The 18,936-nt window shown below is 37.7% G+C and carries 17 protein-coding genes; all 17 read left to right on the top strand.

The annotated features are described in order from the left end of the window. The first annotated feature begins 15 nt into the window (after positions 1-15). Complete coding sequence (ylqF, locus tag FG382_RS04740; protein ID WP_142537744.1) at positions 16-867, top strand: ribosome biogenesis GTPase YlqF; 852 nt, start codon at positions 16-18, stop codon at positions 865-867. A gap of 785 nt (positions 868-1,652) precedes the next feature. Further along, positions 1,653-2,423 (top strand): ribonuclease HII, encoded by a 771-nt coding sequence (locus tag FG382_RS04745; protein WP_142537827.1) that lies wholly within the window; start codon positions 1,653-1,655, stop codon positions 2,421-2,423. Between the two features lie 4 nt (positions 2,424-2,427). Further along, positions 2,428-4,275 (top strand): hypothetical protein, encoded by a 1,848-nt coding sequence (locus FG382_RS04750; protein WP_142537745.1) that lies wholly within the window; start codon positions 2,428-2,430, stop codon positions 4,273-4,275. Continuing rightward, on the top strand, positions 4,272-4,565 hold the full coding sequence (locus tag FG382_RS04755; RefSeq protein ID WP_142537746.1) for an EscU/YscU/HrcU family type III secretion system export apparatus switch protein: 294 nt from the start codon (positions 4,272-4,274) through the stop codon (positions 4,563-4,565). The genes FG382_RS04750 and FG382_RS04755 overlap by 4 nt, the downstream gene beginning before the upstream one ends. A gap of 130 nt (positions 4,566-4,695) precedes the next feature. Beyond that, positions 4,696-5,856: an ADP-forming succinate--CoA ligase subunit beta gene (gene sucC, locus FG382_RS04760; RefSeq protein WP_142537747.1), complete on the top strand. Its 1,161-nt coding sequence runs from the start codon at positions 4,696-4,698 to the stop codon at positions 5,854-5,856. Positions 5,857-5,874: 18 nt separating this feature from the next. Then, positions 5,875-6,777, top strand: coding sequence for a succinate--CoA ligase subunit alpha (gene sucD / locus FG382_RS04765; protein WP_142537748.1), 903 nt, complete (start codon positions 5,875-5,877; stop codon positions 6,775-6,777). A 59-nt stretch (positions 6,778-6,836) separates the two neighbouring features. Beyond that, positions 6,837-7,718, top strand: a complete 882-nt coding sequence (gene dprA / locus FG382_RS04770; RefSeq protein WP_142537749.1) for a DNA-processing protein DprA — start codon at positions 6,837-6,839, stop codon at positions 7,716-7,718. Positions 7,719-7,840: 122 nt separating this feature from the next. Further along, positions 7,841-9,916, top strand: coding sequence for a type I DNA topoisomerase (gene topA, locus FG382_RS04775; RefSeq protein ID WP_142537750.1), 2,076 nt, complete (start codon positions 7,841-7,843; stop codon positions 9,914-9,916). Positions 9,917-9,934: 18 nt separating this feature from the next. Beyond that, on the top strand, positions 9,935-11,245 hold the full coding sequence (gene trmFO, locus FG382_RS04780; protein WP_142537751.1) for an FADH(2)-oxidizing methylenetetrahydrofolate--tRNA-(uracil(54)-C(5))-methyltransferase TrmFO: 1,311 nt from the start codon (positions 9,935-9,937) through the stop codon (positions 11,243-11,245). A gap of 72 nt (positions 11,246-11,317) precedes the next feature. Next, entirely contained in the window at positions 11,318-12,211 is an 894-nt protein-coding gene (gene xerC, locus FG382_RS04785) for a tyrosine recombinase XerC (RefSeq protein WP_142537752.1), read from the top strand. Between the two features lie 46 nt (positions 12,212-12,257). Next, positions 12,258-12,806: an ATP-dependent protease subunit HslV gene (hslV, locus tag FG382_RS04790; RefSeq protein ID WP_142537753.1), complete on the top strand. Its 549-nt coding sequence runs from the start codon at positions 12,258-12,260 to the stop codon at positions 12,804-12,806. After that, a complete protein-coding gene (gene hslU / locus FG382_RS04795) occupies positions 12,803-14,197 on the top strand; it encodes an ATP-dependent protease ATPase subunit HslU (protein WP_142537754.1) in 1,395 nt (464 codons plus the stop codon). The genes hslV and hslU overlap by 4 nt, the downstream gene beginning before the upstream one ends. A gap of 87 nt (positions 14,198-14,284) precedes the next feature. Then, positions 14,285-15,064 (top strand): GTP-sensing pleiotropic transcriptional regulator CodY, encoded by a 780-nt coding sequence (gene codY, locus FG382_RS04800; protein ID WP_142537755.1) that lies wholly within the window; start codon positions 14,285-14,287, stop codon positions 15,062-15,064. A 995-nt stretch (positions 15,065-16,059) separates the two neighbouring features. Next, positions 16,060-16,455, top strand: coding sequence for a flagellar basal body rod protein FlgB (gene flgB, locus FG382_RS04805; RefSeq protein WP_142537756.1), 396 nt, complete (start codon positions 16,060-16,062; stop codon positions 16,453-16,455). Beyond that, positions 16,455-16,916, top strand: coding sequence for a flagellar basal body rod protein FlgC (gene flgC / locus FG382_RS04810; protein ID WP_142537757.1), 462 nt, complete (start codon positions 16,455-16,457; stop codon positions 16,914-16,916). Before flgB ends, flgC begins: the two co-directional genes overlap by 1 nt. 23 nt (positions 16,917-16,939) lie before the next feature. Continuing rightward, positions 16,940-17,245 carry a flagellar hook-basal body complex protein FliE gene (gene fliE, locus FG382_RS04815; protein ID WP_142537758.1) on the top strand — a complete coding sequence of 102 codons (306 nt, stop codon included), beginning with the start codon at positions 16,940-16,942 and terminating at the stop codon, positions 17,243-17,245. A 56-nt stretch (positions 17,246-17,301) separates the two neighbouring features. Next, positions 17,302-18,891: a flagellar basal-body MS-ring/collar protein FliF gene (gene fliF / locus FG382_RS04820; protein ID WP_142537759.1), complete on the top strand. Its 1,590-nt coding sequence runs from the start codon at positions 17,302-17,304 to the stop codon at positions 18,889-18,891. The last annotated feature ends 45 nt before the right edge of the window (positions 18,892-18,936 follow it).

Consider the following 18,936-nt stretch of genomic DNA (forward strand, 5'->3'; position numbering starts at 1 on the left):
GAAGGTGGTACAAAAATGACGATTCAATGGTTTCCTGGTCATATGGCCAAAGCGAGAAGAGAAGTAACGGAAAACTTAAAACTAGTGGATATCATTTTTGAATTAATAGATGCACGTTTACCGTTGTCTTCCAGAAATCCGATGATTGATGAAGTAGTTCATCAAAAAACGAGATTGCTTATCCTTAACAAAATGGATATGGCAGATGAAGCGCAAACAAAAAAATGGATAGCTTATTTTGAGTCAAAAGGACATCCTGCTGTTGCGATAAACTCTTTAGAGGGAAAAGGTCTCCAAACGGTTTTTAAAGCCGCTAAAGAGCTTTTAAAGCCGAAATGGGATCGAATGAAAGACCGTGGCATTAAACCTCGTGCAATTCGAGCGATGATTGTTGGAATTCCGAATGTAGGGAAATCTACACTCATTAACCGATTTGCAAAGAAAAATATTGCTAGAACAGGTAATACACCCGGCGTAACAAAAAAACAACAATGGATCAAAGTGGAAAAAGAAATTGAATTACTCGATACACCAGGTATTCTTTGGCCAAAGTTTGAGGATCAACAAGTTGGATATAAGCTAGCACTTACTGGTGCGATAAAAGATGCGGTCATCAACATGGAAGATCTAGCTGTTTACGGGCTTCGTTTCCTACAGGAGCATTATCCAAAGCGTATGCAAGAACGATATCAGCTATCAGAGGTTAGCGAAGATTTAGTCGAAACGTTCGACCATATAGGAAAGCTGCGGAGATGTTATGCAGGTGGCGGAGAAATAGATTACGATCAAGTGGCAGAGTTAATCGTTCGTGACGTACGTAGTCTCCATCTTGGTCGATTGACTTTCGATTTTGTAGAAGAATATTAATGCGAAAAATACCCTTCTTGCCATATGGTAAAAAGGGTTTTCTTGTTTTGGGGATGTAATAAAATTTATGATATAAGACAGTTTAGGGAAACTGCGCGGTAAAGAGATACGGCAAAGGTAATTGATTTCCGCTCCAGGCGGACGCTTTCCGCGGGGCGGGCGGTGAGCCTCCTCGTCGCACGCTCCTGCGGGGTCTCACCTGTCCCGCTGATCCCGCAGGTGTCGCCGCCTTGCGCTTCAATCAATAGAACTTGCTGACTAATCCATAATTAAATGCAAAAAAGCTCTTTAATTTAGTTACCACTGTCAAGCTGTTTCTTATTTAAAATAATTTTATGTACAGTATAAATTATAGGGAAGGTTGTTATTAGCCATTCAAGCAATGGGTCCCAACAATCGCTAGATAGTATATCTTTTCAACTAATCAAAGGTTTTCACCCATAGAAAATGCAACATAGTACTAAATTTAGTGTCTCATTATGGAGTAAATAGCATACTCTATTGGATTGTAGCGAAGGGGTGGCGACTCCGACGGGAACAGTACGAGCTGAAAGCCCCGCAGGAGCGAGAGCTCCGAGGAGATTGAAGCCGTGCCCGTGGAAAGCGTCCGCCCCGTAGCGGAAATCCCAGTGGCTACTTCATTCAACTCACTGCCGCGCAGTTTCCCTATAATGTGATATATAGATTCCAATTAGTTAGAAAAAAAGAAAATATGTAAGCACTTTTTTAATTAATCGATAAATCAACCGATACATAATAGTAAGCAAGAGAAAGTAGATGTGAATATGTTAAGTTTGAAAGAGATGAAAGAGAAATTAGAGCATGCAACCGGTTCAGAAACTTGGTTTACGGAGCTAGAAAATGATACTAGAGTAGGTGCACAGAAATTAATTAGTAGTTGGAAAAGAAAGCAGCAAAAGTTACTGCTAGAAAAACAAGCGCATGATGAAAAGATATTATTTGATCGCAGTTTTTGTGCAAACGAACTTGATTTAGTAGCTGGAGTAGACGAAGCGGGCAGGGGACCATTAGCGGGACCTGTAGTAACAGCAGCTGTCATTTTAAATACACAAGCTGAAGAATTGATTGGCTTAAACGATTCTAAGCAACTTTCCAAAATAAAACGCAATGAACTAGCAACCATTATTAAAAACAATGCAATCAGTTATTTTATTCATTTTCAACCGGTTGAAAAAATTGATGAATTAAATATTTACGAGGCAACAAAACAGTCCATGACTGAATCGGTCCTTCATTTACATAAACGTCCCTCTGTAGTACTTGTAGACGCTATGAAGCTACCAATTGATATAGAGACACACTCTATCATTAAGGGGGATGCGCAAAGTTTAGCGATTGCGGCGGCATCGATACTTGCTAAAACAGCCAGAGACGAGTATATGGATCAACTACATGAAACGTTTCCACTTTATTTATTTAACAAACACGCAGGATATGGAACGAAAGAACATGTGGAGATGATTAAACAATATGGGCCAACTGAGCATCATCGAAAAACGTTTGAACCGATCAAGTCTATTTTAAAAATGAGGTGAATATATGACATCTCCATTTTTTTCAACTATTGGAGCACAGTCAACCCAGGCCGTTACAGCTAGTAAACAAATGCCGATGAAAGAAGGGCAAGTTGTACACGGAGTGATAAAAAAACTATATCCAAATCAAACGGCAGAGGTGCAAATAGGCAATCAAAAAGTCATTGCAAAGCTAGAAACACCTTTAAAAGCAGGAGATGCTCATTTTTTTCAAGTATCTAAAGCATCTCCCGAAGTACAGCTAAAAGTAGTGACCGGTCCATTAACTGGAGGTAATACTTTAGCTCAACAAGCGACCCAATTATTGCAGGCGATGAATTTAACGAAAACGAATGAAATGCAAGCGGTGACTCAATTTTTCTTGAAAGAGCAGTTGCCTATTTCGAAAGAATTATTAATACAAGCAGAACAGCTATTAAAGCAGCTGCCACCAGGGACGTCGATAAAGGCTGCGTTGGAAGGTATTCAAAAAATGACAGAGTTAAAGCTGCCTTTGACAACAAGTCTGTTGGAGGCCGTTTTGAGTGGGAAATCCACAAGGGGGCTTCAGTCCTCCATTGAAAGCTTCAAACTCGCTTTGCTACAAGATTCAACTATTTCACAGGCTGTAAAAACTGATATGCAGCAAAGCCTACAAAAAATTGCAGAGCCTTTTCGTTTACCAGTAGCAGGTGCGATTATCGGAAAGCAATTAGAGACACTTCAAAATCAGCAAACAAGTATTTCGAAGAGATTACCGATTTTACAAACATTAAAAGAAGCGGGAGTTTTACCAGCAGTGGCTTCCCTATCAAACCCAACACCAATACTTAGCCAGCCTTCTTTACCAAATTCTGCGGGTCAATGGATGACAAAATTAGTACAAGCTGCCCCAACTGAAAAAGGAGTACTGAAGGAACAGCTCCGTAACTGGATAAATGCACAGCCTTTATTGATAGCAGGGCAAAAAGAACAAGTATTGTCTCTAATAAAAGAAAATAGCGAAGCTCAACCAATCCAAAACGCGCTTGTTAAAGCATTTGCAGAACAAAGTGGGCAAGCTATTTTTCAGAAAGATACAAATGGTTTAACTGCTAAAGAACATTTAGTTACGTTACTAGGCAAAGGACAGACGGTGGAAACTGTTAATCAAATTTTACACCAGGTAAATATGCTGGTGAAAAGTAACTCTAATAGTTTTAACTCGCAATCGATGATGGAGTCCGAGCAAGCAGCACTAAAACAATTGGATGGAAAAGCTTTTGAGCATGCATTGAAAGAAGTGTTAAAATCACTTGGGTTTAGTTATGAAGCAAAACTAGGAACTAACAGCGAAGAAATAAGAAATATAGCACACCAGTTAAAACCTCAATTAGTGGAGCTAGTGCAAAATCACGCGATCGCTGCATCTCTTAGAGAGAGTGCGGAAATGTTACTAGGTCGAATGAATGGTTTGCAAATTTTGTCGGGAGAAAGTGGCCCTCAACATCAACTGCTCATGCAAGTGCCTTTAGAATTTTTTGGAAAGAAAATGGATGCGACGCTCGAATGGAATGGACGAATGAAAGAAGACGGTAAAATAGACTCTGATTTTGCGAGGATTATGTTTTATTTAAAATTGGAAACATTGGATGAGACAGTAGTAGATATGCAAGTGCAAAATAGGATTGTAACCATTAATGTTTACAATAACGATGCGCAGCTGCAGCACATTGCCAATACATTTAAAAATGCTTTAAAAGATGGCCTGTCATCGGTGGGGTACACATTATCTGGTGTATTTATGAAAACATTCGAAGAACAAAAGCTTGCATCAAAGATCCAGTCAAAAGGAGCTTCGAAACAATCGCAAGGAGTAGATATACGAATATGACAGAAGATAAACAAACCCGAAAAGAAGCAATAGCATTAAACTATAAACCTAGTATGGTAGATGCTCCTACTGTAGTGGCAAAAGGAAAAGGAAAAATTGCCGAAAATATACTAGCAAAAGCAAAAGAGCATAATGTGCCTATCCAGCAAGATGCAAGTTTAGTAGAACTTCTTGGGCAGTTAGATATCAATCAATCCATTCCAGAAGAGTTATATCAAGCGGTTGCAGAGGTATTCGCTTTTATTTATAAGGTGGATCAGGAAAAAGCAAATAAAAATCTACAAATCTAATATTTCGACTTGAAATCTGAATTTTCGATAATTTTACAAATACTAGACTTTTGTGGACAAGTTGTGTCGGTTTTAATACAATGAATAAGGTAGTAAATTACTTGACACAAGTTTGATTGGAGGATGCAAGATGAATATCCATGAATATCAAGGGAAACAACTCCTCAGACAATATGGCGTAGCAGTTTCAAACGGAATTGTTGCTTTTTCACCTGAAGAGGCTGTAAAAGCGGCAAAAGAGTTAGGCTCAAGCGTTATTGTTGTGAAAGCTCAAATCCACGCAGGTGGACGAGGTAAAGCAGGCGGAGTAAAAATCGCAAAAAATTTAGATGAAGTACGTGAATACGCGAAGGAACTTTTAGGGAAAGTGTTAGTAACACACCAAACAGGTCCAGAAGGTAAAGAAATTAAACGTTTACTAATCGAAGAAGGTAGCGATATTAAGAAGGAGTATTATGTAGGTTTAGTACTAGACCGTGCAACTTCTCGTGTAACATTGATGGGCTCTGAAGAGGGCGGAATGGACATCGAGGAAGTAGCTGCAAATACACCAGAAAAGCTTTTCTATGAAGAGATTGATCCTGTTGTAGGTTTAACGGGCTTCCAAGCTCGTCGCATGGCTTTTAATATGAACATTCCAGCAAAACTTGTTAATAAAGCAGCTAAATTTATGCTTGGCCTATACCAAGTGTATAAAGAAAAAGATGCTTCTATCGTAGAGATCAACCCGTTAGTAGTAACTGCGGATGATAACGTTTTAGCGCTAGATGCAAAATTTAACTTCGACGCAAATGCTTTATATCGCCATAGCGATATTTTAGAAATGCGCGACTTTGATGAAGAAGATCCAAAAGAAATCGAAGCTTCTAAATATGACCTAAGCTATATTTCATTAGATGGAAACATCGGTTGTATGGTTAACGGAGCAGGACTTGCAATGGCTACAATGGATACAATTAGCTATTACGGCGGTTCACCCGCAAACTTCCTGGACGTTGGGGGCGGTGCTACAGCTGAAAAAGTAACGGAAGCATTTAAGATCATCCTTTCTGATGCAAACGTTAAAGGTATTTTCGTTAATATCTTCGGTGGTATTATGAAATGTGACGTTATCGCAGAAGGTGTTATTATTGCTGCGAAAGAAGTAGGTCTTTCAGTACCGTTAGTAGTACGTTTAGAAGGTACGAATGTTGATTTAGGTAAAAAATTATTAAATGAATCTGGCTTAAATATTATCGCTGCTGACTCAATGGCAGACGGTGCTCAAAAAATCGTTAATCTTGTAGGATAAGAAAGGCAGGGACATATTGTGGGCGTATATATTAATAAAGATACGAAAGTAATCGTTCAAGGAATTACGGGCTCAACTGCTCTTTTCCATACAAAACAAATGCTTGAATACGGGACGAAAATCGTTGCTGGGGTTACACCTGGTAAAGGTGGTACAGAAGTAGAAGGCGTTCCAGTTTTCAATACAGTAGAAGACGCTGTAAAAGCTACTGGTGCGAACGTTTCAGTAATCTATGTACCAGCTCCATTTGCTGCTGACGCGATTCTGGAAGCAGTAGATGCTGAACTAGATATGACAATTTGTATTACTGAACATATTCCAGTACTAGACATGGTTAACGTAAAACGTTACATGGAAGGAAAGAAAACTCGTTTAGTAGGACCAAACTGCCCTGGTGTTATTACAGCAGATGAATGTAAAATTGGTATTATGCCAGGATATATTCATACAAAAGGACATGTAGGCGTTGTATCACGTTCTGGTACACTTACTTATGAAGCAGTTCATCAATTAACACAAGCTGGTATCGGTCAAACGACAGCTGTAGGTATTGGTGGAGACCCTGTAAACGGAACAAACTTTATCGATGCATTAACTGCATTCAATGAAGATGAAGAAACGTATGCAGTAGTAATGATTGGTGAGATCGGTGGTACTGCTGAAGAAGAAGCAGCAGCATGGATTAAAGCTAACATGAAAAAACCAGTAGTAGGATTTATTGGTGGTCAAACTGCTCCTGAAGGTAAACGTATGGGACATGCTGGAGCAATTATCTCTGGTGGGCAAGGTACGGCTGAAGGAAAAATCCAAGCGATGAAAGATGCAGGAATGAAAGTTGCTGCAACTCCATCTGTTATTGGTGATACTTTAATAGAAGCTATTAAAGAAGCAGGTCTTTACGACGCTTGTAAAACACATTAAGATAATAGTACGGCACATCTTTTGGTGTTGCCGTACTATTTTTTTATAGGAGGGAAGCAATGAAGGATGAACAATTTCTACAACGATTTTTAGCTTTGCATTATGTATTTCCAGTTCCTTTAAACAAGATAAAACCTCTGCTTGAGTATGACCCCAACCTCACTCAACTAGAAACGATGAAGCCTTCTTTACTGGCAAGTTTAGGCAAGATTTCACAGGATCGCGCGATAAAATTGCAAGAAATGTACCGAAAATATGTAGAAATCCCACTTCTACAAATATATGAAAAACATGCTATATCCCCTATTATTTACACTAATCCCAATTATCCATCAAATCTATTAAACTTATATGATCCACCAGCTGTTCTCTATATAAAAGGTGATATAAATTTACTTTTAAATGATAAAAAACTTGCAATTATCGGATCGAGAGAAGCAACCGCATACTCTAAAAGTAGTATTGAAAAAATCTTGCCTCCATTAATACAAAATAACTTTGTTATCGTTAGTGGATTAGCAAAAGGTGCAGATACATTAGCGCATGAAATGACGATGCAATATGGTGGAAATACAATCGCTGTATTAGGCACTGGCTTTTTTCATATGTATCCAAAACAAAACGAAAATCTAGCGCATAAAATGTCGAAAAACCAGCTGTTAGTAACGGAATATCCTCCGTATATAACGCCAAAAAAGTGGAATTTTCCTATGAGAAATCGAATTATTAGTGGATTGTCACAAGGTGTCGTTATTACAGAAGCAAAAGAAAAAAGTGGTACAGTTTCGACAATGGAACATGCTCTCGAAAACGGAAAAGAAATATTTGCGGTCCCAGGCTCTATATTTTCTCCCCTTTCTGCAGGCCCTCATCACCTTATACTAGAAGGTGCGAAGCCTGTTTGGGATGGGCATCAAATACTCGAAGAATTACTAAAATAACGAACGAACAAAATAAATTAAAAATGAAAAGTCTTGCATTTCTTATGAAACTGTTATACATTTTGCAACAGGTATTTGTTTTGAAGAATAAAGCGAGTTACCTTCTATAAGGAGGCACATTTATGTCGGATTATTTAGTTATAGTAGAATCGCCAGCCAAAGCAAAAACGATTGAGCGATACCTTGGAAAAAAATATAAAGTAAAAGCATCGGTCGGCCATGTCCGCGATTTACCTAGAAGTCAAATGGGAGTCGATGTGGAAAATGACTATGAGCCAAAATATATTACGATACGCGGCAAAGGTCCTGTATTACAAGACTTAAAAAAAGCAGCAAAAAAAGCAAAGAAAGTATATCTCGCGGCTGACCCCGACAGAGAAGGGGAAGCAATTGCATGGCATTTAGCTAACTCCTTAAATGTTGATATTGAATCAGACTGTCGAGTTGTTTTTAACGAGATTACAAAAGATGCCATTCTAGAATCCTTTAAGCATCCTAGACCGATTAATATGGATTTAGTAGATGCACAACAAGCGAGAAGAATTTTGGATCGCCTTGTAGGATATAATATTAGTCCTATACTATGGAAGAAAGTAAAAAAAGGTCTATCGGCAGGTCGAGTTCAATCTGTAGCACTTCGATTGATTATTGACCGTGAAAATGAAATAAATAACTTTGTTCCAGAAGAGTACTGGACAATCGAAGGGCAGTTTGAAAAGGATAAAAAAGCATTTGATGCTCTTTACTACGGTACGGAAAAAGAAAAAGTAAAGCTATCAAATGAACAAGAAGTAAAAGAAGTTTTAAATGTCATGAAAGGCAAAAAATTCACAGTAACAAACGTTGTGAAAAAAGAACGCAAAAGAAATCCTGCACCTTCTTTTACGACTTCTTCCCTCCAACAGGAAGCGGCTCGTAAGTTAAACTTTAGAGCTAGAAAAACAATGATGCTTGCGCAACAACTATACGAAGGTATTGATCTTGGTAAAAAAGAGGGTACTGTTGGTTTAATTACTTACATGAGAACAGACTCTACGCGAATTTCGGATACTGCAAAAGCAGATGCACAAGAATTCATTACGAAAGAATATGGTTCTGAGTTCATATCACCGAAAAAAGCAGAAAAACAATCAAAAAAAGCACAAGATGCTCATGAAGCCGTACGTCCCACAAGTGTTTTAAGAACACCAAATGAGTTGAAAGCGATTTTATCTCGTGACTTATTTCGTTTGTACAAACTAATTTGGGAACGATTCATCGCTAGTCAAATGGCACCTGCTATTTTAGATACAGTTGCGGTAGATTTGAAAAATGGAGAAGCCGTATTCCGTGCAAACGGTTCTCAAATAAAATTCCCTGGTTTTATGAAAGTGTATGTAGAAGGCTCGGACGATCAAACAGATGATAAAGACAAACTCTTACCTGTTCTAGCTGTCGGGGATAAAGTAAGTGCTCTATCCATTGAACCAATACAGCATTTTACTCAACCGCCTCCACGATATTCGGAAGCAAGACTCGTAAAAACTTTAGAAGAGTTAGGCATAGGTAGACCATCCACTTATGCACCGACGCTTGATACGATTCAAAAAAGAGGATATGTTGCGTTAGAAACAAAACGTTTCGTGCCTACTGAGCTTGGAACAATTGTGCATCAGCTTGTTCTAGAATTCTTCCCAAATATTTTAAATATCGAATTTACTGTTCAAATGGAACAAGATTTAGATAGTATAGAAGATGGGCAAGTGAAATGGGTAGAAGTAATTGATGGTTTTTATAAAGACTTTGCAAAGCACGTGGAGCATGCAGATGCTGAAATGGAAAAAATCGTCATTAAAGATGAACCTACTGGAGAAGACTGTGAAGAATGTGGATCTCCGATGGTATACAAATTAGGACGTTACGGAAAATTCATGGCTTGTAGCAATTTCCCGGATTGTAGAAATACAAAAGCGATTATTAAGGAAATTGGCGTACCATGTCCGTCATGTGAAACAGGACAAATCGTTGAACGTAAAAGTAAGACAAAACGATTATTCTACGGATGCAACCAGTATCCAACATGTGAGTTTGTTTCTTGGGACAAGCCAATCAATCGACCATGTCCTAAGTGTAATGCTATGCTAGTAGAGAAAAAATTGAAAAAAGGTATACAAATACAATGTGTTTCTTGTGATTATAAAGAAGATCCACAGAGTTAAAAGAAAGAAGGATACAACATGACTGAAATAGTAAACGTTATTGGTGGAGGTCTTGCTGGAAGTGAGGCAGCTTGGCAAATTGCAAAAAGAGGCGTGAAAGTACGTCTTTTTGAAATGCGCCCTGTCAAACAAACACCAGCCCATCATACGGATAAATTTGCAGAACTAGTATGCTCTAATTCCCTTAGAGCAAATAATTTAACGAATGCTGTAGGCGTTATTAAAGAAGAAATGCGTATGTTAGATTCGCTTATTATTGATTCCGCTGATAATAGCAGCGTACCTGCTGGGGGTGCACTTGCAGTCGATCGCCATGATTTTGCTGGAAGAGTAACAGAAGCAATTCGAAATCATCCATTGATCGAGGTAGTCAATGAAGAAGTAACAGAAATCCCGGAAGGTATTACAGTTATTGCGACTGGCCCTTTAACTTCCCCAGCACTAGCTGAAAAAGTGAAAGAAATGACAGGGCAAGAATATTTATACTTCTACGATGCTGCTGCTCCGATTGTGGAAAAAGACAGCATTGATATGGACAAAGTATACTTGAAGTCTCGTTACGATAAAGGGGAAGCAGCCTATTTAAACTGCCCGATGACAGAAGAGGAATTCAATCGCTTTTATGATGCATTAGTTGAGGCAGAAGTAGTACCTCTAAAAGAATTCGAAAAAGAAATTTATTTTGAAGGCTGTATGCCGGTAGAGGTAATGGCAGGGCGTGGTCGTAAAACATTATTATTCGGACCGATGAAACCAGTAGGTCTAGAAGATCCGAAAACAGGCAAACGACCATATGCGGTTGTTCAGCTTAGACAAGATGATGCAGCTGGTACACTTTATAATATCGTAGGCTTCCAAACACATTTAAAATGGGGACCTCAAAAAGAAGTACTCAAGTTAATACCTGGACTTGAAAATGTGGAAATCGTTCGATATGGTGTCATGCACCGAAATACGTTCATCAATTCGCCATATGTTTTGCAACCGACGTATCAGTTAAAAGCAAATCAAAATATTTTCTTTGCGGGTCAAATGACTGGTGTAGAAGGTTATGTAGAGTCAGCTGGTAGTGGGTTACTAGCGGGCATCAATGCTGCGAAACTTGCTAAAGGGGAAGAATTAGTAGTGTTCCCAAGCGAAACTGCGCTCGGCAGTATGGCTCGATATATTACAGAAGCAGACTCAAAAAACTTCCAACCTATGAATATAAACTTTGGCTTATTCCCAGAATTGCAACCAAAAGTAAGAGATAAAAAGGCAAGAACGGAACAATTAGCGAACAGAGCGCTTGCGACAATTCAAAATTTTATGAAAAATACTGCAATATAATTGCTTTAAGCCTCTTAAAAGTTGTATACTTTTAGAGGCTTTTATTATGGAAATGCAATGGAGTTGTTTTGTATGATTGAACCTGATAAATTACATACTTTTATAACGTACATCCAATTAGAGAAAAATTATTCGGAACTTACCATCCGCGAATATGAAAATGATATATATCAATTTATCCAGTTTCTTGAAATAGAAGGAGTAAAAAATTTAAATGCTGTGGAGTATGTTCATACTAGATTGTATGTGACGAACTTATATGAGAAGCAGCTTGCAAGAACTACCATTTCACGGAAAATCTCAGCAATAAGATCGTTCTATAAATTTCTGCATAGAGAGTACAATATTCGAGATGATGCTTTCCAATCGTTATACCTTCCAAAGAAAGAAACAAAGCTGCCGCATTTCTTTTACGAAGAGGAAATGGAGAAATTATTCGAAGCAAACAAGGCTTCTGATCCATTATCTGTTCGCAATATTGCCATACTTGAACTGTTATATGCGACTGGAATAAGGGTAAGTGAACTTATATCTATCGAATTACGTCATGTAGATAGTAGTTACGGGGTCGTCCGCATAATGGGAAAGGGTAGAAAAGAGCGATATGTGCCTGTAGGAGACTTTGCGCTTTCTGCTGTAGAAGACTATGTGTTAAATAGTAGGCCCAAACTGATGAAGCATACGTCTCATACCTTTTTATTTGTCAATAACAGGGGAGAGCACTTAACAGCAGAGGGAGTTAGGTATATTTTAAATGGGATGATGGAGAAAGCATCCATGCATTCAACGATTTATCCACATATGCTGCGCCATACATTTGCCACTCATTTATTGAACAATGGGGCCGATTTGAGAAGTGTTCAAGAGTTATTAGGCCACGTACATCTTTCTTCTACTCAAGTATACACCCACGTAACGAAAGAACATTTACGAAAAACGTATATGAATGCTCACCCGCGAGCATAAATGCAACAATATGAAGGTGAATTTGATATATTGGAGGTAATGATAAATGTCTAGTATTCATGCAACAACGATTTTTGCGGTTAGTCATAACGGTACTCATGCAATGGCAGGAGACGGTCAAGTTACATTAGGCAATCAAGTAGTAATGAAACATACAGCGAAAAAAGTAAGAAGATTATTTAACGGTCAGGTTGTAGCTGGATTTGCTGGATCTGTAGCGGATGCATTTACATTATTTGAAATGTTTGAAGGAAAATTAATGGAGTATAATGGAAACCTTCAACGAGCAGCTGTTGAGCTTGCCAAGCAGTGGCGAGGAGACAAAATGCTACGCCAACTAGAAGCAATGCTATTAGTGATGGACAGTAAAAATCTATTACTAGTATCTGGTACTGGGGAAGTTATTGAACCAGACGATGGTATTCTTGCAATAGGATCGGGTGGAAACTATGCACTTGCAGCAGGGAGAGCATTAAAACAGTACGCTGGGGATAAAATGACTGCAAAAGAAATTGCAGTTGCTTCTTTAACCACTGCAGCTGATATTTGCGTATTTACGAATCATCAAATTATTGTGGAGGTATTAGGTGAATGAAAGAAACAAACTTAACCCCAAAACAAATTACAGAGCATCTAAATAAATACATCGTTGGTCAAGAAACTGCCAAAAAAGCGGTGGCAGTTGCACTTAGAAATCGTTATAGAAGACAGTTGCTTGGCGAAGAGATGAGAAATGAAGTAATTCCTAAAAACATCTTAATGATTGGACCTACAGGTGTAGGGAAAACAGAAATTGCTAGAAGAATCGCGAAACTGACAAAAGCTCCTTTCGTAAAAGTAGAAGCAACTAAATTTACAGAAGTCGGATATGTCGGAAGAGACGTAGAATCGATGGTTAGGGATTTAGTAGAAGCAGCTATACGAATTGTAAAAGAAGAAAAGATGGAAGAAGTAAAAGATCAAGCAGTCCGCTTGGCAAATGATGTTATTGTGAAACTATTAGTTCCTTCCTTAAAGAAAAAGAGTGCGAACCAAAATCCGTTTGAAGCTCTTTTTGGTGGAAAAGCAGAAGATGAAAATTCTGATGTAGAAGATACAGATATACGTTTAAAACGCTCTCAAATTGCCGAAGATTTAAGAGACGGTAAACTTGAAGAGGAAATTGTAACAGTTGAGGTAACGGAAACAGCACCTTCTATTTTTGACGCATTACAGGGCGGCGGAATGGAAAGCATGGGTATGAATATGCAAGATGCGTTTTCGAGCTTAATGCCAAAGAAAAAGAAGAAAAGAAAAATGAAAGTGAAAGATGCACGGAAAGTTTTAGTTCAAGAAGAAGCGGGTAAGCTAATTGATAACGACGAAATTTCTCAAATTGCAATTGAAAAAACGGAACAATCCGGGATAATCTTCATCGACGAGATGGATAAGATTGCGAGTAGGAATGGAAGCAACTCTTCCGTGGATGTTTCTAGAGAGGGTGTTCAACGAGATATTTTACCTATTGTTGAAGGTTCCACTGTGACAACTAAATATGGAGCTGTTAAGACAGATTATATTTTGTTCATCGCTGCAGGTGCTTTCCATATGTCGAAACCATCGGATCTTATTCCAGAATTGCAAGGTCGTTTTCCGATTCGTGTAGAGTTAGAAAAGCTAACAAAAGATGATTTCGTTCGAATCTTAAAAGAGCCTCAACATTCTTTAGTGAAGCAGTATGAGGCATTACTTCAAACAGAAGGAGTAACAATTACGTTTTCAGATGAATCCATTGAACGTATTGGTGAAATCGCTTATGAAGTAAATCAGGAAACTGATAATATAGGAGCTAGAAGACTTCATACTATTTTGGAGAAAATTTTAGAGGAGCTTTCTTATGAAGCTTCCGACATTTCACCAGCCCATATTCAAATAACACCAGCTTATATCGACCAAAAACTTGACAATATTGTGAAAAATAAAGATTTATCGCAGTTTATACTGTAGAATGGAATACTGGGTGTTTTCAACGGAACAATTGAAAAACTTTAGAATATTAAAATAAATAATGGAAATACAATGGAGGATACAAAAATGAATTTATTAGACAAAACAAGAAAGATTAACTCAATGCTACAAGCATCTGCTGGGAAACCAGTTAACTTTAAAGAAATGGCAGCAACATTAAGTGACGTAATTGAATGTAACGCATTCATCGTAAGCAGAAAAGGTAAATTACTTGGATTTGAAGTACATCAACAAATTGAAAATGAGCGTATGATTAAAATGATGGAAGAACGTCAATTCCCTGAAGATTATACGAAGAACTTGTTTTCTGTAAACGAAACATCATCTAATTTAGATGTTTACAGTCAACATTCTGTATTCCCAGAGGAAAATCGTGACCTATTTAAAGAAGGGTTAACAACGATCGTTCCAATCATTGGTGGAGGAGAGCGTCTAGGGACATTAATCTTAGGTCGTTTAAAACAAGAATTCCATGACGATGATTTAATCCTTGGAGAATATGGTGCAACAGTTGTTGGTATGGAAATCCTACGTGAAAAATCGGAAGAAATTGAAGAGGAAGCACGTAGTAAAGCAGTTGTACAAATGGCGATCAATTCATTATCTTATAGTGAATTGGAAGCAATTGAGCATATTTTTGAAGAACTAGACGGCAACGAAGGATTACTTGTTGCTTCTAAAATTGCAGACCGCGTAGGTATCACTCGTTCTGTAATCGTAAATGCGCTTCGTAAACTTGAAAGTGCTGGTGTAATCGAATCTAGATCTTTAGGAATGAAAGGAACTTATATTAAAGTTCTTAATGACAAATTCCTTGCTGAATTAGCTCAACTAAAAATGAAATAATAAATAAGACAAAGCAGCCTCTTCAACTTAATAGTAGGAGAGGCTTTTTTTGTGGGTGAGAAGTTTCAGCATTTCCTACGGTGTAAACCCAATAATTGACTAAGGGCAACAGATTGCTTAGTGAAATCAACTAAATCAAGGCGAGAGCAACCAAATTAGTAATGAAAGCAACCAATTCTTAAAATAACAAGTGATAATTTATAAACATTGCGCAAATCGATATTATCATTGCACGTATGATTACGAATGTTGCGCAAATGTCATACAATGTTGCGAGTACCGACTAAAATGTTGCGCTTTTTTTATTAGGCACCTTTGCTCAGCAATATCTCAATAAGTGAAAGTTTCTCCCTTCACTATTATCCAATTAATGGCTAAGGGCGATCAACCAGTCATAGAAAGCAACCAATTCTATTTGAAAGCAACTAAAACAGGATAAGAGCAACCAAATTACTAGCGAGAGCGAAAAGCATCCGCTTGATTTGATTGTCGTGTTCATCTTAAGTTATCTCTCGCCACACCATTTATTGGAATATATTTACTAATGATATAAGTTATCGGTTCACATGGAACTAAGTAAATAGTAAGCTCTATTTTTTACATTGGAGGGAGCGGAAAATTGTTTGGTAATCTGATAAAACCTTCCTACTTTTTTTCCACGTAGTAAGAACTATCTTTTTAATCAAGAGTTTTTTTATTCTCTAATAGGGTAGACAATAAGATACATTATTTTCACTTTTCTATTAATTCAAAAGTTAAGTATTTGTGAAAATTGATACTTTTTGATTGATTTTTGGAGGTAATCTATGCAAAAATTAACAATTGTGAAGAACAGACATTAAAAAGTCGAAAGTTAGCGAAAAAAAGGACAAAGTACCTATTAAAACGGCGTAAATTGAATAGACACAATGTAACGTTTTCATTACAATTAGATTATTATGATTTTCATAGATTCTTATTATAAAAACATACAAGAGCAAAATGGGGTGAAATAGTTGGGTATATTTGGTGGGACAATATCAAATTTGGAAAGAGGACTGGCTTTCTCTGCTGCGAAACAAAAAACAATAGCGCAAAATATAGCGAATGTTGACACACCGAATTACAAAGCGAAAAGTGTTAGCTTTAATGAATTTTTATCAGATGCAAAAAAAAGTACTATTTCTGCGAATCGAACAGAACAGAAGCATATGAATTTTAGCATGCAAGCTAGTACTTCTGGAGTGTTTGACTATAAAAACTTTAGATATAGCAACAATGGAAATGGGGTCGACATGGACAAAGAACAAGCGAACCTTGCGACCAATCAGCTTTACTATAATGCACTTGTAGACCGTGTGAGCGGAAAAATGAACACGCTCCAAACAGTTATTAAAGGAGGAAGCAGATAATGTCGATTTTTCAAGGGATGAATACAACTGCTTCTGCTTTAACGGCACAGCGCCTGCGTATGGATGTGATTTCTTCTAATATCGCAAACGTTGATACCACTCGTGCGAAATATGTCGATGGTGAGTGGCAGGCATATAGAAGAAAGACAGTCACACTACAACCGCAAGAAGGGAAATTTTCGAATTTCTTAAACGTAGCGATGGGGACGGCAAATAAAGATAGCGTTGGACATGGGGTAAAAGTAACGAAAATCAACGAAGATACAGAAACTCCATTCAAATTAGTATTTGATCCGACTCATATCGACGCGAATGAGGAAGGATATGTAGAAATGCCTAATGTGGACCCGTTAAAAGAAATGGTTGACTTAATATCAGCCACTCGCTCTTATGAAGCGAATGTCACTGTTTTTAATGCGAATAAAGCAATGTTGTCGAAAGCATTAGAAATTGGAAAATAAGAAGAAAGAAGGTCTGAACGAATATGGCGATTGAATCTATTTCATTATTTAATCCTTCCCAAATAAATCCTGATTCTACAACTTCAAAGATAAGCTCCGCAGAAGCACAAGAAAAATTTGGCGATTTTTTGAAAAGCGCAATTGATTCTGTAAATGCAAATCAAAAAGCTTCTGATGTTGCAACAGAAAAATTAATCCGTGGGGAGAATATAGAATTGCATGATGTTATGATTGCTTCACAAAAAGCAAGTATTACATTGAACGCAACTTTAGAAATTCGAAACAAAGTGATTGAAGCGTATCAAGAAATCATGCGAATGCCAGTATAAACTCTCGGTTATCGCTAAATATCGAGCAAAATATTCACCATAACCGGAGGATACAAATGAATGAGCGTATAAAAAAAATGACAAATGATATAACCCTGTTTTGGAAAAGTCGAACGAAGACTCAAAAAGGGACAATGATAGGTAGTGTCGTTGCGGTTATCTTACTAGCTGCTATACTTACCTATTTTTTAACAAGAACAGAATTCGTTCCCCTTTACTCGGACGTTTCACCTGCTGAGATAGGGCGCATAAAAGAAACATTGGATGCACAAGGAGTACCCAATGAGATTGCAGCTGGAGGAACTTCGATCTCCGTTCCTGCTGAACAAGTAGATGGATTATTGGTCCAACTAGCAGCAGAAGGATTTCCGCAATCAGGAATGATTGACTATAGTTTCTTTTCTCAAAATGCTGGTTTTGGTATGACAGACAATGAATTTAACGTACTAAAATTAGCTTCTATGCAAACGGAACTAGCTAATCTGATAAAAGGTGTAAAAGGAATCAAAGATGCTCAAGTAATGATTACATTACCAGAGGAGAGTGTGTTTTTAACACAAAGCAATGAGGCTGCAAGTGCTGCAATCATATTAAATACGGAACCAGGATATCAATTTACAGAATCTCAAATCACGTCTTTATATAATTTAGTTTCCAAATCCGTTCCGAATTTATCAACAGACGACATTACGATTAGAAATCAGTATTTAGAGTATTTTGATATGAAACAAGCAGGTAGTGGCGCAGGTGGAACAACTGTAACGGATCAAATGACGATTAAAAAGACCGTGGAGCGCGACTTACAAAGACAAGTACAAACGATGCTAGGCACTTTAATGGGTCAAGACAAAGTAGTCGTTTCTGTCACAACAGATATCGATTTCCAACAAGAAAATAGGGAAGAAAATTTAGTACTACCTGTAGATGAAGAAAATATGGCTGGTATTGAAATAAGCGCGCAGCGTATTTCGGAAACATTCACAGGAAACAACCCGGTTGCGGGAGGGACGCCACAAGCAGAAGATGCTACAGATAATTTCACCAATTATGTAGAAGGCTCTAATGCTAATGGTGACTACGAAAGAACCGAAGACATGATCAATAGTGAAGTAAATAGAATTCGAAAAGAAATTGTTGAAAGTCCTTATAAAATTAGAGATATCGGTATTCAAGTAATGGTGGAACCGCCTAATCCTGAGGATGCTGCTTCTATGCCTACTGGTGTTGAAGGAGATATTGAACAAATTCTTGCAACGATCATTCGAACTTCGATTGATAAAGAAGAAGCAGGAGAATTAACGGAAGCCCAACTAGAAGAAAAAATTGTAGTATCTGTTCAACCATTTAACGGTAAATCTGTAGCGACTACAGAAACTACCTCTACAATTCCTTGGTGGGTGTACCTTATAGGTGGAATTTCACTCGCAGCAATTATTCTACTCGTAATCTTACTCGTTCGTTCTAGAAGAAAAGAAGAGGAAGAACAAGTGATTCTAGAAGAGCAAAGAGAAGAATTGAGAATTGATGATATTAATGATGAAAAAGAAACGGAAGCTAGCTTAAGACGAAAACAACTAGAAAAAATGGCGAAAGACAAGCCAGAAGATTTCGCGAAATTGTTACGTACTTGGATAGCCGAAGATTAACTTTATTCTGCTGAATAAAGTTAAAGCCTCCGGCGGATGTCACAG

This window comes from Psychrobacillus lasiicapitis, assembly GCF_006861795.1.
Taxonomy (GTDB): Bacteria; Bacillota; Bacilli; order Bacillales_A; family Planococcaceae; genus Psychrobacillus; species Psychrobacillus lasiicapitis.

Excerpts from the sequence above, each read along its gene's own strand:
- fliE (WP_142537758.1), top strand. The coding sequence starts at position 16,940 with ATGGCGATTGAATCTATTTCATTATTTAATCCTTCCCAAATAAATCCT.
- FG382_RS04745 (WP_142537827.1), top strand. The coding sequence starts at position 1,653 with ATGTTAAGTTTGAAAGAGATGAAAGAGAAATTAGAGCATGCAACCGGT.
- FG382_RS04750 (WP_142537745.1), top strand. The coding sequence starts at position 2,428 with ATGACATCTCCATTTTTTTCAACTATTGGAGCACAGTCAACCCAGGCC.
- hslV (WP_142537753.1), top strand. The coding sequence starts at position 12,258 with ATGTCTAGTATTCATGCAACAACGATTTTTGCGGTTAGTCATAACGGT.
- FG382_RS04755 (WP_142537746.1), top strand. The coding sequence starts at position 4,272 with ATGACAGAAGATAAACAAACCCGAAAAGAAGCAATAGCATTAAACTAT.
- codY (WP_142537755.1), top strand. The coding sequence starts at position 14,285 with ATGAATTTATTAGACAAAACAAGAAAGATTAACTCAATGCTACAAGCA.
- ylqF (WP_142537744.1), top strand. The coding sequence starts at position 16 with ATGACGATTCAATGGTTTCCTGGTCATATGGCCAAAGCGAGAAGAGAA.
- sucC (WP_142537747.1), top strand. The coding sequence starts at position 4,696 with ATGAATATCCATGAATATCAAGGGAAACAACTCCTCAGACAATATGGC.
- fliF (WP_142537759.1), top strand. The coding sequence starts at position 17,302 with ATGAATGAGCGTATAAAAAAAATGACAAATGATATAACCCTGTTTTGG.
- xerC (WP_142537752.1), top strand. The coding sequence starts at position 11,318 with ATGATTGAACCTGATAAATTACATACTTTTATAACGTACATCCAATTA.
- topA (WP_142537750.1), top strand. The coding sequence starts at position 7,841 with ATGTCGGATTATTTAGTTATAGTAGAATCGCCAGCCAAAGCAAAAACG.
- hslU (WP_142537754.1), top strand. The coding sequence starts at position 12,803 with ATGAAAGAAACAAACTTAACCCCAAAACAAATTACAGAGCATCTAAAT.
- trmFO (WP_142537751.1), top strand. The coding sequence starts at position 9,935 with ATGACTGAAATAGTAAACGTTATTGGTGGAGGTCTTGCTGGAAGTGAG.
- dprA (WP_142537749.1), top strand. The coding sequence starts at position 6,837 with ATGAAGGATGAACAATTTCTACAACGATTTTTAGCTTTGCATTATGTA.
- flgC (WP_142537757.1), top strand. The coding sequence starts at position 16,455 with ATGTCGATTTTTCAAGGGATGAATACAACTGCTTCTGCTTTAACGGCA.